The organism is Ruegeria sp. H4 (genome assembly GCF_056533065.1).
This window is the reverse complement of the sequence record NZ_JBQFOC010000001.1, coordinates 2,160,756-2,175,850: the sequence shown is the minus strand read 5'-3', so window position 1 is coordinate 2,175,850 and position 15,095 is coordinate 2,160,756. Positions and strand designations below refer to the sequence as shown.

Here is a 15,095-nt window from a genome sequence, read left to right as displayed (position 1 = left end):
ATCAAAAACCGGTTTGTGAATGTTCGAACCGAACGCCCTGAAACCGGTTGATGCTAGTTGATACGCAACAAAAGCTTAGGCTTGTCGTAGTCGGCATGCGATATAGCATCTGTCAAAGACCGATGTTGACAACGCGCGCATAGGTAATAATTTTAGTTAATAAAATAATAAGGGGGAGATCGCCGTGTATCTCGGTCTGGACTTGGGCACCTCAGGGCTCAGGGGTGTTCTTATTGAGGAGGCTGGCACCGTCATCGGCAGTGCCGAACACGAGATTGCTACCTCCTATCCGCAATCCGGATGGTCCGAGCAGGCGCCTGAGGATTGGATCGATGCCTGCAGAGCGGTGATTGCCCAGATCTGGGCAGAGCATGAAACTGAGTTTTCCAAGCTGCGCGGGATTGGCCTAAGCGGTCATATGCATGGGGCAACCTTGTTGGATAACGATCTGAATGTGTTGCGCCCCTGTATTATGTGGAACGACACGCGTGCCGCGCAGGAAGCAGCCAAGTTGGACCAGATCGCAGACATGCGGGCCATATCCGGCAACATTGTCTTTCCGGGCTTTACGGCGCCCAAGCTGGACTGGGTGCGGACGCATGAGCCGGATGTCTATGCCAGAGTAGCTAAGGTGCTCCTGCCCAAAGACTATCTAAGGCTTTGGCTGACTGGTGAGTGCATCAGTGACATGTCTGATAGCGCCGGCACGTCATGGCTGGATGTCAGCACCCGCACCTGGTCAGAAACCGCACTGCGGCTAAGCCATATGCGTTTGGACCAGATGCCCCGGCTGGTTGAAGGCAGCGAAGCGGGCGGAGAACTCAGGTCAGAGCTGAGGCAAGACTGGGGTCTTTCGGGGCAGGTGGTTGTTGCCGGTGGGGCAGGAGACAATGCGGCCGCGGCCTGCGGGATTGGCAGCGTTGAAGATGGGGCGGGTTTTCTGTCGCTTGGCACTTCGGGCGTTTTGTTGGTGGCCCGCGACAGATACGCGCCCAAGCCCGAGACGGCGGTCCATTGCTTCTGCCACGCAGTGCCCGACCGGTGGATTCAGATGGGGGTCATTCTGTCTGCGACCAACTGCATGAACTGGTTATCTCGAAATCTTGGGCAATCCGTAACTGACCTGGCCGGCGCGTTGCCCAAGTCCCCGGAAGGGCCATCCGCGACGCGTTTCTTGCCCTATCTGTCCGGAGAGCGAACGCCCCACAATGACAGCGCCATCCGAGGCGCTTTTCTGGGCCTTGATGTCTCCTCGGGACCCGTTGATCTGACACAGGCGGTTATGGAAGGCGTCGGTTTTGCTATGCGGGATTGCCTTGAAGCGCTCAGAAGCACGGGAACCGAGCCCAGCAGCCTGATGGCCGTTGGCGGCGGGGCGCAATCCCCGTATTGGCTGGAAACACTGGCGACCGTGTTGCAAATACCCCTGGCTCTGCCACGTGGGGGCGAATTCGGCGCGGCAATTGGGGCTGCACGCCTTGCAATTTGTGCAGCCAGTGGTTCTGAACCCACCGATGTTATGTCGCCGCCCGAGGTGGGCAGCACTATCGAACCACGCGCCGATCTATTTGCCGCATACGAGCAGGCGTATCAAAGCTATCGCCAATATTATGCAGCGCTGGCTCCGCTTGCGCAAAGATGACCGGACAAGTGATCCAGCAAGTCACTCTCGAAAGTGGTGAAATGCGCGCATGCCTGCTGAGCTATGGGGCGATCACCCAAGGCTGGTGGTACAAGGGCATCCCTATGATCCTGGGCTATGATGATCCGATGGACTACCTGTCGGATCGTAACTATCTGGGCGCCATCGTCGGTCGCGTTGCCAACCGCATCGCAGGCGCGTCATTTGCGTTAGACAAGGGGCTGTTCGCGCTGGATGCGAATGAAGGCCGGAATACTCTGCATGGCGGGCGCTTGGGCCTTTCGCATCAACATTGGACCCTCACTCAGGTTGCCGAGAATGAGGCAGTGTTGTGCCTAAACTCACCTGATGGAGATTGCGGCTTTCCGGGGCAGGTGCAATTCGAACTGCGCGTCACACTCGAATATCCACGTCTGACCTATTCGGTAACCGCTCAGACGGATCGTCCAACACCGATCAGTATCGCGCAGCACAATTACTATTCGTTGGGCAGCACAACTGGCGTTTCCGATCACCTTCTAAAATTGGCCTCAGATCGGTATCTGGACACCGACGATCAGGGAATAGCGTTTGGTCCGGTGTCTAAAACCGTGGGGGGAGCGATGGATTTCAGCTCTGCCAAACCTATCAAGGAAGCGGGGGTAGATTTGGATCATTTCTTTGTGTTCGGAACGGGCGCCAAACAACCTGTCGCCGAAGTCACCGCGCCGAATGGTTTGAAACTGAAGCTCTGGTCCGATCAGCCCGGTGCTCAGATTTACACCGGCGGAGGTCTGTCTGACCCTTTCGCTCCCAGAACGGGCCTGTGTATCGAGCCATCGGGATACCCCAATGCGCCGAACGTTACGGCCTTTCCGTCAATCCTATGTACTCCAGAACGCCCCTATCGACAGACCCTGACCTTAGAAATCACCGAGGGCGCAGCATGAGATTGATCGCAACACTGGCTGTCGGGGGTTTTGTCTTCGCATCAGCCGCAAACGCAACATCGCTCGATTTGGGTCCGCGCCCAGTATTTGTTGAACCCGGTCTCGAAGCCGTCGAATTGGGCCAACTACTGTTCTACGACCCGATCCTGTCGGGCAATAGAAACATAAGCTGTGCGACCTGTCATCATCCTGACCTCGGAACATCCGATGGTTTGTCGCTGGGGATCGGCGAAGGGGGTGTGGGTCTAGGGCCCGAACGCGCGCTTGATCCGAACAACTTACCCGAACAGCGCATTCCACGAAATTCGCCCGCGCTTTGGAACCTCGGCGCGGCCGAATTCAAGACGTTCTTTCATGATGGTCGGCTTGAGGCTGATCTGACTCAGCCAAACGGCATCCGCACTCCACTGGGCACGAATATGCGACCCGGGTTCCAATCGGCATTGGCTGCGCAGGCGATGTTTCCTGTGCTGTCACCGGATGAGATGGCAGGTCACTATTCTGAGAATGATGTCAGTCAGGCTGTGCGTCTTGGCCTGATAACTCAGGAAGGCGGGGCGTGGGACCTGATCGCAGCCCGCGTTGCGGCGATACCAGAATATCAGGCGCGGTTTGATCGGGTGTCGCCCGGAGAGGAAATCACCTTCACCGCCATCGCCAATGTGATCGCGAATTTCATCGCCTTCGAATGGCGCGCTGACAACAGCCCCTTTGACCGGGCCATGCGTGGTGAGGAACCTCTGACACCAGATGCGCAACTGGGGGCCGATCTTTTCTACGGTCAGGCAGGATGCAGCACCTGCCACGCGGGCTGGTTTCAAACGGATCACAGCTTTCATGCTATTGCCATGCCTCAGATCGGGCCTGGAAAAAGCGCGCGATTTGAAAGCCATGTCCGCGATGACGGTCGGTTACGTGTCACAGGGGGCGAAAGTGATGCCTTCGCCTTTCGCACGCCGTCGCTGCGCAATGTGACACTGACGGCACCTTATGGTCATAGCGGTGCCTATGCGCGACTCGAAGATGTGGTGCGTCACCACCTTGATCCGGAAAGAGCCTTGCGCAGTTACTCGGCTGATATGGCTCTGCTGCCGACGTTTCCCGGGGCGTCTGATCAAAAGGCTTTGCTGGACCCGGACCACGTAGACGCGATAGCCAGCGCAAATGAATTGGCAGAGGTCAGCCTGACGGATGAGGAGCTCAATGCAATTCTGGCCTTCCTGACCAGTCTTGAGGACCCTGCGGTGCGGCTCGGTATCCCGGATCAGGTACCCAGCGGGTTGCCAGTCGACCGCTGACTAACGTTCGATCCGAATGCTCTGGTTGGCTTCAAACGCTTGCCAGTCTCCGATCTGCCCATCTGGCCAGATAACTCGCGCTTTGACTGTGTTGGTCGCGCCCAGACCAAAGTGATGCGGTCCGGCGATACCGCTGGCATGCCCGCCGCCGACGGTAATTTCACGGGTCTGTAGGCCTGCAGGCGTCTTTATCTCGATAAACCCCCCCACAGCAAACCGGTTTGAACGGTCCTGAGAAACCTCGACCAATAGCCAATTTCCGTTCTGGGTTTGGCTCTCATACAGCTCAAGCGCCGAGCCTCGATTGACAACCACCAGATCTAGCCAGCCGTCCATGTTGAGATCCGCCAAAGCCGCACCGCGCGACTTTGCCATCGAGGCGATGCCTGCCGCCACCGACGCTTCTGCGAACTGACCCTGCGGTTCCTGCAGAAGCAGGTTGTTTGGGTCGTTCAGAGCCGCATCGGGCATCTGTTCCACATTGCCTTTGGCCACGAAAATATCATCCCGTCCGTCGTTGTTGACGTCCCCGAATTGTGCGTGCCATCCGGTTGAAGGGCGACCATCCCCACCCGTATGGGGCCGATGGGCCGTTGTGCCTCGATCATAGGTCGCGTCGCTCCAGGTCGGCCCCTTGGCTTCGGGGTCGAACATCTGCAATTTCTGATCACCCATTGAGGTGAGATAGACTTCTGGGAAGCCGTCTCCGGTCAGATCACGCGACGCGATGCCCATGCCCCAGATTGAATAGGGCAACCACCCATCCTCGGCAGAGTAGAGTGTGGGGTCTGGTTCCATTGCCCATAGCTGCTCCTGACCTCCCTTTACATAGTAGTGGCGATCATTGCTGACACGCAGGTCCGCGCGTCCGGCCCGAGACCAGTCGGAGAACAGAACTGATAGAGAACAATAGCCCGGCTCCAGATGCGCCGGTGGCAGATAGCTGTCGCCCTGTGGTCGGTACAAAACCGTTGGGCCGCAGGCTTCGAACGGACCATCTGGATTGCTGCGGTCGACATATGTGCCAAAGGCAAGGGTTGGTAGGCTTTGCCCATCCTCCCAAGTCGCTGAAAACCCGGTTGTCCAATGATCGTCTGATTGGAACCCAAGCGTGGTGAAAGGGCTGAATCGACAATCCGCCGCGCCCTTCAACAGCAGATCGGGGCCGACTCGCAGTATGGCGAGGTCCAGAATGCCATCGCTGTCGATATCCAGCGGATAGGCGCCAGTTACACCCGTTAGTTTCAGTTCTTCGGGCGTATTGGCATCGTATGAAATGCTGCCTGATGAAATATTTCGAAACAGCTGCGACGGGTTCTCGCCCCCTGCTGCGAACAGCTCAGGAAGTTGATCCCCATCGCAGTCAACGACGGCCACTCCGCCACCTACAAAATGCTCCCACCCGCCATCGTAGATATGGTTTGCAATCTCGACCGGTGTGAAATGCGGGGTTTGCACCTCCGCCTCTAGTGCCGAGGGCAACATCAGAAGGACAAACAGCTCAGGACGCATGTGCAGGGATGTCCTTGACCTTGAGAATCGAGACCTGCTCGATCGCATAGGCCGCTGCGCCCTTGGCCCACATCTGATCACCCCAATGGTGTACTTTGATCTCGGGCAGAGGGGTATCCACATTCACAACGCCGCTGCGGATACGGGCCATCACCTCATCCGAATAGAGATGCTCCAGCCCTTTTTGACCGCCAGACAGAATGATGCATTCGGGGTCAAACAGATTGATCAGATTGGAAATCCCCAGGCCAAACATCTGGCCCGCACGTCCAAGAACCGAAGCGGCCATTACATCACCGCTTCGCGCTTTGTCGTAGATATCGGCAACAGTCTTTGGGCTTTGGTTTTGATCCACAACTGTCATCTCGCGGATCAGTGCGTAGTCGCCTACATAGGCCTCAAGGCACCCGCGCTGGCCGCATTGGCATAGCGCACCGTCTAGCTGCACTTTGGCATGCCCGAATTCCGCCCCGCAGCCCCTTTCTCCGCGATAGAGCTTGCCATCTAGAACGATGCCAAGACCCACACCATGTTCGATGGTTACGACAAGGAAGTTCCTTAAGCCTTTGCCGTAGCCAAAATGCTGTTCGGCCTTGGCGACAAGATTGGCGTCGTTTTCGATAAAGGCTGGGCAGGGGATCTCCTTTGGGAGGATCTGACTGAAATCGATGTTTCTTTCCGTCAGGGATGACGACCAATGGACAAAGTTGTTTTCTGCATCAACAAGCCCAGCAACGCCAATTGAGACCCCGGACAAATCCTCTAGCGTTTTGCCAATTTGTGCGCTGGCTTCTTGCAGTGCGTCGCGAATAGTCCTGACAAAAACCTCGGGCGCCATCTGTGCGTCGGCCAGCGGATGGTTGTACGAAGCCAAAGGCGTGCCCTGAAAATCAACCAGGATCACCGACATCGCATGACGCGCAACCTTGAGCCCCGCCACAAGGTAAGATCCTCCATCCAGTTGCAGCAAAACCCGCGGGCGGCCCCGCTTGGACGATTTCAAGGGTGGATCGCCTGGAACCTCTTTGATCAAACCGGCTGAAATCAAGTCTGCAGTGGCTGATGTAACCGTGGCAGGGCTGGTCTGAAGCGCACTGGCAATATCGATGCGCGAGACTGAATCCCGGCTTCGGATATGGTCGAGAACCCGCATGCGGGTCGTGTTTCGCTGTTCTATCGAAGTTTGAGAAGCTTTGCTTTTCAGCATCTTGCCCATCCGAATCTGATCTTCCTATCAATTTATGGGCATTTTTGAGTTTCGAACAGACTAAATATTTTACTGACTGAAATAAATATGCTACTCCCGATTCTGAAAGCCACGAATCGACTTCGAGATGGCTTGGAAAAACGGGAGGAAATCATGAAAAAACTTCTCAGCCTTTCGGCTGCGGTTGCATTGATGGGATCGGCGGCCTTCGCTGAACCGGTTGTCGGCGTAAGCTGGTCCAACTTTCAAGAAGAACGTTGGAAGACCGACGAAGCTGCCATCAAGTCGGCGTTGGAAGCCGGTGGTGCTGAATACATCTCGGCTGATGCACAATCGTCTTCGGCAAAACAGTTGTCTGATATCGAAAGCCTGATCGCTCAGGGTGTAGACGCTCTGATCATTCTGGCGCAGGACGCACAGGCCATCGGCCCCGCCGTTCAGGCCGCCGCCGATGAAGGTATTCCTGTGATCGCCTATGACCGACTGATCGAAGATGATCGCGCCTTTTATCTAACCTTTGACAATGTCGAAGTGGGTCGGATGCAAGCACGCGCGGTTTTCGAGGCAATGCCCAAGGGCAACTATGTCATGATCAAAGGCTCGCCGACCGATCCAAACGCAGACTTCCTGCGTGGCGGTCAGCAAGAAATCATTGGCGCGGCTGTCGACAGCGGTGACATTGTGATCGTGGGTGAGGCCTATACAGATGGCTGGCTGCCCGCAAACGCGCAGCGGAACATGGAGCAAATCCTGACCGCCAACGAGAACAACGTTGACGCGGTCGTCGCCTCGAATGACGGTACTGCTGGTGGTGTTGTCGCGGCACTGACAGCGCAAGGGATGGAAGGTATCCCTGTCTCAGGTCAAGATGGCGACCACGCTGCGCTAAACCGCGTTGCCTTGGGCACACAAACTGTATCAGTTTGGAAAGACGCCCGTGAGCTGGGTAAAGCAGCCGGTGAAATCGCTGTTGCGCTCAGCAGCGGAACTAGCGCTGGGGATGTCGACGGCGCAGTTAGCTGGACCTCGCCCGGTGGCACCGAAATGACATCTGTCTTTTTGGCCCCGGTTCCGATCACCAAAGACAATCTGAGTGTTGTTGTGGACGCCGGTTGGATCTCGCAGGACGCCCTATGCCAGGGTGTCGAGAACGGACCTGCACCTTGTAACTAAACCTAAATTCCCTGGCCCTTTTGCTTGGGCCAGGGACCTTTGCTGATATTGAAAGATCGGAAATGACCGAAACTTCGTCTCAGCCGGTACCCCAAAAAAACAAGCCCAACCTGTTCCAGCAACTGGAACTGGATATGCGGCTTTTGGGTATGATCGGCGCCTTTGTCATCCTGTGTATCGGGTTCAACATCGTCACGGATGGGCGATTTCTGACACCCCGAAACCTGTTCAACCTGTCGATTCAGACCGTCTCGGTCGCCATCATGGCCTGCGGCATGGTATTCATCATCGTGACCCGCCATATCGATCTATCTGTCGGTGCGCTGCTGGCGACAACTTCGGCTGTAATGGCAATGACCCAGACGGAGCTGTTGCCGCATATGTTGGGGTTGGGGCTGAACAACCCGCTGACATGGGCGATTACGATCGTTGTTGGGCTTCTTGTAGGTACGCTGATCGGTGCTTTTCACGGATGGATGGTTGGCTATCTGACCATACCGGCATTTATCGTAACACTGGGCGGCTTTCTGGTTTGGCGAAACGTGGCTTGGTACATGACCAGTGGCCAGACCATCGGACCGCTGGACAGCACCTTCCTGATGTTTGGCGGAACCAATGGGACCTTGGGCACGACTGTCAGTTGGCTGTTCGGACTGTTTGCAACTGTCATCGCAATTTGGGCCTTGTGGAGCGGGCGTCGCGCCAAAGCAGCGCATGGGTTCCCAGTCAAACCAGTCTGGGCGGAATCAACCCTCGCTGCGATCATTGCCATCGCCATTCTGGGATATGTGTTCATCGTAAACAGCTATGCCATCCCGACCCGCAGGCTGGAGCGTATGTTCGAAGCACGCGGAGAGATCATGCCAGAGGGGCTGGTTGTTGGATATGGCATCCCGATCTCGGTCCTTATTCTGATCATCGTCGCGGTCAGCCTGACTGTAGTAGCGCGCAAAACACGGTTCGGTCGATACATCTTTGCCACCGGCGGCAACCCGGACGCGGCCGAGCTTTCCGGTATCAACACCCGGTTGCTGACTGTCAAAATCTTTGCCCTAATGGGGTTTCTGTGCGCCGTCTCGGCGGTCGTCGCCTCGGCCCGGCTGGCAAACCACTCAAATGATATCGGCACGTTGGATGAACTGCGCGTCATTGCCGCCGCCGTGATCGGAGGTACGGCATTGTCTGGTGGGATCGGTACCATCTATGGCGCCATTCTTGGGGCCTTGATCATGCAGGCGCTTCAGTCTGGCATGGCCATGGTGGGCGTCGATGCGCCTTTCCAAAACATCGTTGTCGGCAGCGTGTTGGTGCTGGCGGTCTATATCGACATCGTCTATCGCAAGCGATTGGGGGCTAAGTGATGCAAGCTCAGGAAACGCAAAAAACGACCCCGAATACCGGTCGTGGATCCGGTGCCGCACCCTTGGTCGAGATGCGGGATATCTCCATCTCGTTCGGTGGGATCAAGGCTGTCGATCAGGTCTCGGTCGATCTTTATCCCGGAGAAGTTGTTGGACTGTTGGGCCATAACGGGGCCGGAAAATCGACTCTGATCAAGGTTTTGTCCGGTGCTTACCAGATGGACCACGGTGAGATTTTGATTGACGGCAATTCCGTCGAGATCGGCAATCCACGGGACGCGCGGGCCAACAATATCGAGACGATCTACCAGACGCTGGCTTTGGCCGACAACCTGGATGCCACCTCAAACCTGTTCCTTGGGCGTGAAATGGTAACGCCTTTGGGTCTGGTCAATGACGCGGCGATGGAAGCAGAATGCCGCAAGATCATGGCGCAGCTCAACCCGAACTTTCAGAAGTTCAACGATCCGGTTTCGGCTCTGTCCGGTGGGCAGCGTCAATCCGTGGCTATCGCGCGCGCTGTATACTTCAATGCTCGTATTTTGATTATGGACGAGCCGACCGCCGCACTGGGTCCGCATGAGACTCAGATGGTGGCCGATCTGATCCACCAGCTCAAGGCCCAGGGGATCGGGATTTTCCTGATTGACCATGATGTGCATGCAGTCATGGACCTGTGCGACCGCGCATCGGTTATGAAGAACGGCAAGCTGGTCGGAACCGTGGATATTGCGGATGTCACCGATGACGATCTGCTGTCGATGATCATTCTGGGCAAGAAACCCGGCGAAAAGGCAGAATGAGGTGAAGGATATGACAAGCGGATTCTTCGACGGGATCGGGCCGGTTGAGTTTGGTGGTCCGGACAGCACAAACCCGCTGGCCTTCCGTCACTACAATCCAGACGAAATTGTCCTGGGCAAGCGGATGGAAGATCACCTTCGCTTTGCGGTCGCCTGGTGGCATTCCTTTGCTTGGGAGGGCGGTGACCCCTTCGGCAGCGCTACCTTCACACGACCCTGGCACCCGCAGGACGATATGGGCCGAGCCCGCCTGAAAGCGGACATCGCATTTGAGATGTTTGATATCCTTGGTCAGCCCTATTTCTGCTGGCACGATGCAGATGTCAGGCCCGAGCAGGGGAATTTCGCCGATAATCTGAGAACGCTTGAAGAGATCACGGACTATATCGGTGAAAAGATGCAGGCGTCGGGCACGAAGCTGCTGTGGGGGACCGCCAATATGTTCAGCCACCGGCGCTGGATGTCGGGGGCAAGCACGAACCCTGATCCTGAGGTGTTTGCCTTTGCCGCAGCCACAGTGAAATCCTGCATCGATGCAACCCACAAACTGGGCGGAGAGAACTATGTGCTGTGGGGGGGACGCGAAGGGTATGAAACCCTGCTGAACACCGACATGGGCACCGAGCTGGACCATATGGGCCGGTTCCTGAACATGGTGGTCGAGTATAAGCACAAGATCGGGTTCAAAGGTGCGATCCTTGTCGAGCCCAAACCTCAGGAACCTTCAAAACATCAGTATGATTACGATGCGGCCACCTGTATCGGGTTCCTAAGGAAATATGGTCTCGAAGATGAGGTGAAGCTTAACCTTGAACAGGGTCATGCCATTCTGGCCGGTCACAGCTTGGAGCACGAGATTGCAGTTGCGACGGCAGAAGGGATGTTGGGCTCCATCGATATGAACCGGAATGATTATCAGTCAGGCTGGGACACGGATCAGTTCCCCAACAACACGCCCGAAGTTGCGTTGGCCTATTACTACATCCTGAAATCAGGCGGGTTCACTTCGGGTGGTACGAATTTCGACGCTAAAATTCGCCGTCAATCTATCGATGCCGATGACCTGATTGCCGCACATGTAGGGGGGATGGACATCTGTGCCCGCGGCCTGAAGGCCGCAGCTGCGATGCTCGAAGATGGCGGGCTGGAGGCGGCCTTGTCCGAAAGATATGCGGGTTGGGACGCACCCGAAGCCCAAGCCATGCTGACCAGTACTCTGGACGACATCACCGCGCGTGTTTTGTCTGATGGCGTTAATCCGGCCCCAAGGTCCGGGCGTCAGGAGAAGTTGGAAAACTACGTCAATCGGTTCGTTTGAAACCGAAACAGTGCGCGTCACATAAGGCGCGCACCATCGGCATCAAAGCGATAAACTCGACCGGGTTCATATCCGAAGCGGATCGTTTGACCTGCACCAACCTGGTGCTGGCCGAACAGGCGCGCGGTGATCTGGTGGTCTTGCATCATCGCGATGACATTGGTGTCGCCGCCCAAATGCTCGACATGGGTGACATCTGCGGTAACCGGGCCGTCATCTGACAAGAAAAGATCCTCAGGCCGGATACCCGTTGTCACATCCGCGCCCTCGCCGATCAGGCTGGCTGGGAAGAAGTTCATCGACGGCGCGCCGAGGAAACCAGCCACAAACTGGTTCGCCGGATTGTTATACAGTTCCATCGGACTGCCAATCTGTTCAACACGCCCGTCGCGCAGGACCACGATCTTGTCGGCCAGCGTCATCGCCTCGGTCTGGTCATGGGTGACGTAGATCATCGAGGCATCGAGTTGTTGGTGCAGGTTGGCGATTTCCAACCTTGTGTTCATGCGCAGGGCGGCATCCAGATTGGATAGCGGCTCGTCAAACAGGAACAGTTTGGGTTCGCGAACGATGGCGCGACCGATGGCCACCCGTTGGCGTTGACCGCCAGACAGCTCGGACGGGTAGCGGTCGATATAGGGTTCAAGGTTGAGCATCTTGCTGGCTTTGGAGACACGCTCTTCGATGACCTGCTTGCTCTGACCTTCCTGTTTCAAAGCCAAAGACATGTTCTTGCGCACATTCAGGTGGGGGTAGAGCGCGTAGCTTTGGAACACCATCGCGATGCCGCGTTTTGAAGGTGGGGTTAGGTTCATCAGCTCTCCGCCGATGCGCACTTCGCCCGAGGTCACATCCTCCAACCCTGCGATCACGCGCAGCAGGGTGGATTTGCCGCAGCCCGATGGGCCGACGAAAACGACAAATTCGCCGTCTTCCACCTCGATATTGATGTCCTTCAAGACCTCAACAGTGCCGAAGGACTTGTTCACGTTTGTAAGCGTCAGGGCGGTCATGGGCGTGCCTCTTTCAGCGAAATAGGTTGGCCGGTGCGGATGCTTTCATCTGCAGCGAGGCAGATGGCCAGCGATTGCACGGCGTCGTTCATGTGGCGGGTCAGGTCGATGTCTTCAGCAATGGCGCGCAGCATATAGGCTTGTTCCGCATCGCAGAGTTCCTGATGGCCGGGTTCATCGGGCATGTTGATTGTCTGGTCGCCCTCGGGGCGGTGGACCAGAAGGCCGCCCACCTTGGTGTGACCGTCTATATCGGCCGATGCGCCCTTATTGCCATCGGTGATCGAGACCGATCCGTTGGGCGACACTATGTCTTTCACGAAGAACGCCGTTTCCGACATCATTGGACCCCAGCCTGCTTCGTACCAGCCGACTGAGCCGTCCTCGAAGACCACCTGAAACTGGCCGTAGTTATACATGTCTTCGGCGATCTCATCGCTAAGGCGCAGGCCCATGCCATGCACGCGCACGGGATCGGAGTCGGTGATCTGGCACATCACGTCGACATAGTGCACACCGCAATCGACGATGGGTGAGGTTGTCTCCATGAGCGCCTTGTGTGTCTCCCACTCAGCGCCTGACGATTGTTGGTTCAGGTTCAGGCGGAACACATATGGTCCGCCAAGGTCGCGCGCCTCGGAGATCAGGCGCATCCACGACGGGTGGTGACGCAGGATGTAGCCGACGACCAGTTTACGTTTGGTTTCAATGGCTTTCGCGACGACGCGTTTGGCATCAGCCACCGTGGTCGCCAGTGGTTTTTCAACAAAGACATGTGCGCCGGCTTCCATTGCGGCGCAAGCAAAATCGGCATGGCTGTTGGAATAGGTGGCGACAACCACCAGATCCGGGTTTGTATCGGCCAGAGCAGCCTGAAAATCCGAATACGCGGGATAACTCGCAAGATCGGGATGGTCCACGTGACCGGAACGGTTCACCAGACCTACGATCTGCGGGTCCGGGTGGTGGTGATGGGCCAGGGCGTGGCTCAGGCCCATATTGCCGAGACCGGCGACCAGAACCCGGGTCATTTGACAGCTCCTGACGTGATGCCCCGGATCAGCTGGCGCGAGAAGATAACGTAGAGCACCAGTACCGGCAGGATCGCCATGGATAGTGCCGACAAAACCGCGTTCCAGTCGGTGACGAATTGGCCAATGAAGACTTGGCTGCCCAGTGTCAGGGTCTTGGTCTCCTCAGCCGGGGCAAGGATCAACGGGAACCACAGGTCATTCCAGATCGGGATCATGTTGAACACGGCGACCGTCGCCATGGCGGGGCGGACAAGCGGCAGGACCAGCCGGAAGAAGATCGTGTATTCCGACAGTCCGTCGACACGGCCCGCGTTTTTCAGGTCGTCCGAGACCTGCCGCATGAACTCGGATAAGATGAACACGGCCAGCGGCAGGCCTTGTGCGGTGTAGACCAAGATCAGCGCCCAAAGCGTGTTCACCAGCCCAGTCGCCACCATCATCTCGAGGATAGCAACGGTGCCAATGCGGATCGGGATCATGATCCCTAGCGCTAGGTATAGGCCCATCAGGGTGTTGCCCTTGAACTTGTACTCGCTCAGCGCAAAGGCGGCCATGGCCCCAAACAGCAGGACAAAGGCAAGCGATACAACGGTGACGATCAGCGAGTTCTGAAAGTAGAGGAAGAAATCCCCCTGTTTCATCACGGTCTGATAACCGATCAGCGAGAAACTCTCAGCGTCGGGCAGGGCGAGAGGCTCGCGAAAGATCGAGCGGCGGGTTTTGAAGCTGTTGATGATGATCACAAAGACCGGGAACAAGGCGATCAACGTGTAGAGGATCAGCGCCCCGTGCATGGCGGCTGTGTTCAGCGGGTTATGGCGTGCTTTGTTCATCCGTTCGCCCTCACAGCTGATACCGGCGCATCCGGGTCTGGATGCCGAAGAGGTAGATACAGACCCCCACAAGGATGATCGCGAACATGGCCCCAGCGATGGCCGATCCCATGTGCGGATCACCCAGTTGCAGCTGGAAGCCAAAGAAGGTGCGGTACATGAAGGTACCAAGGATGTCGGTTGAGAAATCCGGCCCCGCCAGCGCGCCTTGCGAGACGTATATCAGGTCGAATGCATTGAAGTTGCCCACGAAAGTGAGGATCGAGATGATCCCGATCGACGGGATGATCAGCGGTAGCTTGATTTTCCAGAAGGCTGAGGCTCCGGTGATGCCGTCGATTTCTCCGGCCTCGAGGATTTCTTCGGGGATCGAAAGCAGGGCGGCATAGATCAGCATCATCGGGATGCCAACGAATTGCCAGACTGAGACCAGCGCCAACGTGGTGAGGGCGTATTCTTCCTTGCCCAACCATGGCGCAAACAACGACTTAAGGCCAATAGCGTCCAGCATCGAAGGCGCGATACCCCACAGTGGCGACAGGATCAGTTTCCAGGCAAAGCCCACGATCACAAAGCTGAGGATCGTCGGGATGAAAATCGCAGACCGGTAGAGCGCCGCAAACCGCAGGCGGGGATGCGAAAGTAGTGCTGCCAGAGCGATACCGATGGGATTCTGAACCAGCATGTGGATCAGGAAGAACCAGAAATTGTTGCCCAACGCATTCCAGAATTGCTCGGACCAGATCGGGTCAAAGAATAAGGTGCGGAAATTCTGCAGGCCCACGTAGACGCGCGTCTGATCAACCTCGGTGAACAGTGCAAGGCGCAATGTATTGAACAAGGGGAAGATCATCACCGCCGTGTAGACCAGCACCGCAGGGGCGAGGAAAACGGCGATGTGCCAGCGAATGCGGCGGGTTTGCATGAGATTCTCCGGGAAAAGGTCCGGACGCGACGCGGGCCGCGCCCGGT

The 15,095-nt window shown here is 56.8% G+C and carries 13 protein-coding genes; 7 read left to right on the top strand and 6 right to left on the bottom strand.

Going from position 1 to position 15,095, the window contains the following annotated elements; all coding sequences use genetic code 11:
- Nucleotides 1-184 precede the first annotated feature (184 nt).
- Genes xylB through ACR0KG_RS10595 form a run of 3 tightly spaced genes read left to right on the top strand, consistent with a single transcriptional unit; the run spans nucleotide 185 to nucleotide 3,869 of the window.
- A complete protein-coding gene (xylB, locus tag ACR0KG_RS10605; RefSeq protein WP_480827228.1) occupies nucleotides 185-1,642 on the top strand; it encodes a xylulokinase in 1,458 nt (485 codons plus the stop codon).
- A complete protein-coding gene (locus ACR0KG_RS10600) occupies nucleotides 1,639-2,571 on the top strand; it encodes an aldose epimerase family protein (RefSeq protein WP_480827227.1) in 933 nt (310 codons plus the stop codon). The genes xylB and ACR0KG_RS10600 overlap by 4 nt, the downstream gene beginning before the upstream one ends.
- Complete coding sequence (locus ACR0KG_RS10595) at nucleotides 2,568-3,869, top strand: cytochrome-c peroxidase (protein ID WP_480549646.1); 1,302 nt, start codon at nucleotides 2,568-2,570, stop codon at nucleotides 3,867-3,869. The genes ACR0KG_RS10600 and ACR0KG_RS10595 overlap by 4 nt, the downstream gene beginning before the upstream one ends.
- Here the strand turns inward: ACR0KG_RS10595 and ACR0KG_RS10590 are convergent, their stop codons facing one another.
- Both ACR0KG_RS10590 and ACR0KG_RS10585 read right to left on the bottom strand, forming a co-directional pair.
- Nucleotides 3,870-5,381: a CRTAC1 family protein gene (locus ACR0KG_RS10590; protein ID WP_480544655.1), complete on the bottom strand. Its 1,512-nt coding sequence runs from the start codon at nucleotides 5,379-5,381 to the stop codon at nucleotides 3,870-3,872. It lies immediately after the preceding gene.
- On the bottom strand, nucleotides 5,371-6,588 hold the full coding sequence (locus ACR0KG_RS10585) for an ROK family protein (protein ID WP_480549644.1): 1,218 nt from the start codon (nucleotides 6,586-6,588) through the stop codon (nucleotides 5,371-5,373). Before ACR0KG_RS10585 ends, ACR0KG_RS10590 begins: the two co-directional genes overlap by 11 nt.
- Before the next feature lie 153 nt (nucleotides 6,589-6,741).
- Between ACR0KG_RS10585 and xylF the strand changes: the two genes are divergently transcribed.
- From xylF to xylA, 4 genes are all read left to right on the top strand, one after another.
- Nucleotides 6,742-7,761, top strand: coding sequence for a D-xylose ABC transporter substrate-binding protein (xylF, locus tag ACR0KG_RS10580; RefSeq protein WP_353009964.1), 1,020 nt, complete (start codon nucleotides 6,742-6,744; stop codon nucleotides 7,759-7,761).
- Between the two features lie 62 nt (nucleotides 7,762-7,823).
- The gene (locus ACR0KG_RS10575; protein ID WP_480544657.1) at nucleotides 7,824-9,122 is read left to right on the top strand and encodes a sugar ABC transporter permease; all 1,299 of its coding nucleotides are present in this window, start codon (nucleotides 7,824-7,826) and stop codon (nucleotides 9,120-9,122) included.
- Nucleotides 9,122-9,925, top strand: coding sequence for an ATP-binding cassette domain-containing protein (locus ACR0KG_RS10570; protein WP_480549642.1), 804 nt, complete (start codon nucleotides 9,122-9,124; stop codon nucleotides 9,923-9,925). Before ACR0KG_RS10575 ends, ACR0KG_RS10570 begins: the two co-directional genes overlap by 1 nt.
- A 10-nt stretch (nucleotides 9,926-9,935) precedes the next feature.
- Nucleotides 9,936-11,243 carry a xylose isomerase gene (xylA, locus tag ACR0KG_RS10565; protein WP_480827226.1) on the top strand — a complete coding sequence of 436 codons (1,308 nt, stop codon included), beginning with the start codon at nucleotides 9,936-9,938 and terminating at the stop codon, nucleotides 11,241-11,243.
- Nucleotides 11,244-11,260: 17 nt separating this feature from the next.
- On the opposite strand, the gene ACR0KG_RS10560 is transcribed toward xylA, so the two are convergent.
- From ACR0KG_RS10560 to ACR0KG_RS10545, 4 genes are read right to left on the bottom strand one after another with little or no spacing between them, the layout of a single operon-like run.
- Nucleotides 11,261-12,256 carry an ABC transporter ATP-binding protein gene (locus ACR0KG_RS10560; protein ID WP_480827225.1) on the bottom strand — a complete coding sequence of 332 codons (996 nt, stop codon included), beginning with the start codon at nucleotides 12,254-12,256 and terminating at the stop codon, nucleotides 11,261-11,263.
- Nucleotides 12,253-13,287 (bottom strand): Gfo/Idh/MocA family protein, encoded by a 1,035-nt coding sequence (locus ACR0KG_RS10555; protein WP_480827224.1) that lies wholly within the window; start codon nucleotides 13,285-13,287, stop codon nucleotides 12,253-12,255. The genes ACR0KG_RS10560 and ACR0KG_RS10555 overlap by 4 nt, the downstream gene beginning before the upstream one ends.
- Nucleotides 13,284-14,123, bottom strand: coding sequence for a carbohydrate ABC transporter permease (locus tag ACR0KG_RS10550; protein ID WP_170393445.1), 840 nt, complete (start codon nucleotides 14,121-14,123; stop codon nucleotides 13,284-13,286). Before ACR0KG_RS10550 ends, ACR0KG_RS10555 begins: the two co-directional genes overlap by 4 nt.
- Before the next feature lie 10 nt (nucleotides 14,124-14,133).
- Nucleotides 14,134-15,048 (bottom strand): carbohydrate ABC transporter permease, encoded by a 915-nt coding sequence (locus ACR0KG_RS10545; RefSeq protein WP_480827223.1) that lies wholly within the window; start codon nucleotides 15,046-15,048, stop codon nucleotides 14,134-14,136.
- Nucleotides 15,049-15,095: the final 47 nt, after the last annotated feature.

Excerpts from the sequence above, each read along its gene's own strand:
- ACR0KG_RS10570 (WP_480549642.1), top strand. The coding sequence starts at position 9,122 with ATGCAAGCTCAGGAAACGCAAAAAACGACCCCGAATACCGGTCGTGGA.
- xylF (WP_353009964.1), top strand. The coding sequence starts at position 6,742 with ATGAAAAAACTTCTCAGCCTTTCGGCTGCGGTTGCATTGATGGGATCG.
- ACR0KG_RS10545 (WP_480827223.1), bottom strand. The coding sequence starts at position 15,048 with ATGCAAACCCGCCGCATTCGCTGGCACATCGCCGTTTTCCTCGCCCCT.
- xylA (WP_480827226.1), top strand. The coding sequence starts at position 9,936 with ATGACAAGCGGATTCTTCGACGGGATCGGGCCGGTTGAGTTTGGTGGT.
- ACR0KG_RS10555 (WP_480827224.1), bottom strand. The coding sequence starts at position 13,287 with ATGACCCGGGTTCTGGTCGCCGGTCTCGGCAATATGGGCCTGAGCCAC.
- ACR0KG_RS10600 (WP_480827227.1), top strand. The coding sequence starts at position 1,639 with ATGACCGGACAAGTGATCCAGCAAGTCACTCTCGAAAGTGGTGAAATG.
- ACR0KG_RS10585 (WP_480549644.1), bottom strand. The coding sequence starts at position 6,588 with ATGCTGAAAAGCAAAGCTTCTCAAACTTCGATAGAACAGCGAAACACG.
- ACR0KG_RS10595 (WP_480549646.1), top strand. The coding sequence starts at position 2,568 with ATGAGATTGATCGCAACACTGGCTGTCGGGGGTTTTGTCTTCGCATCA.
- ACR0KG_RS10590 (WP_480544655.1), bottom strand. The coding sequence starts at position 5,381 with ATGCGTCCTGAGCTGTTTGTCCTTCTGATGTTGCCCTCGGCACTAGAG.
- ACR0KG_RS10575 (WP_480544657.1), top strand. The coding sequence starts at position 7,824 with ATGACCGAAACTTCGTCTCAGCCGGTACCCCAAAAAAACAAGCCCAAC.
- ACR0KG_RS10560 (WP_480827225.1), bottom strand. The coding sequence starts at position 12,256 with ATGACCGCCCTGACGCTTACAAACGTGAACAAGTCCTTCGGCACTGTT.
- ACR0KG_RS10550 (WP_170393445.1), bottom strand. The coding sequence starts at position 14,123 with ATGAACAAAGCACGCCATAACCCGCTGAACACAGCCGCCATGCACGGG.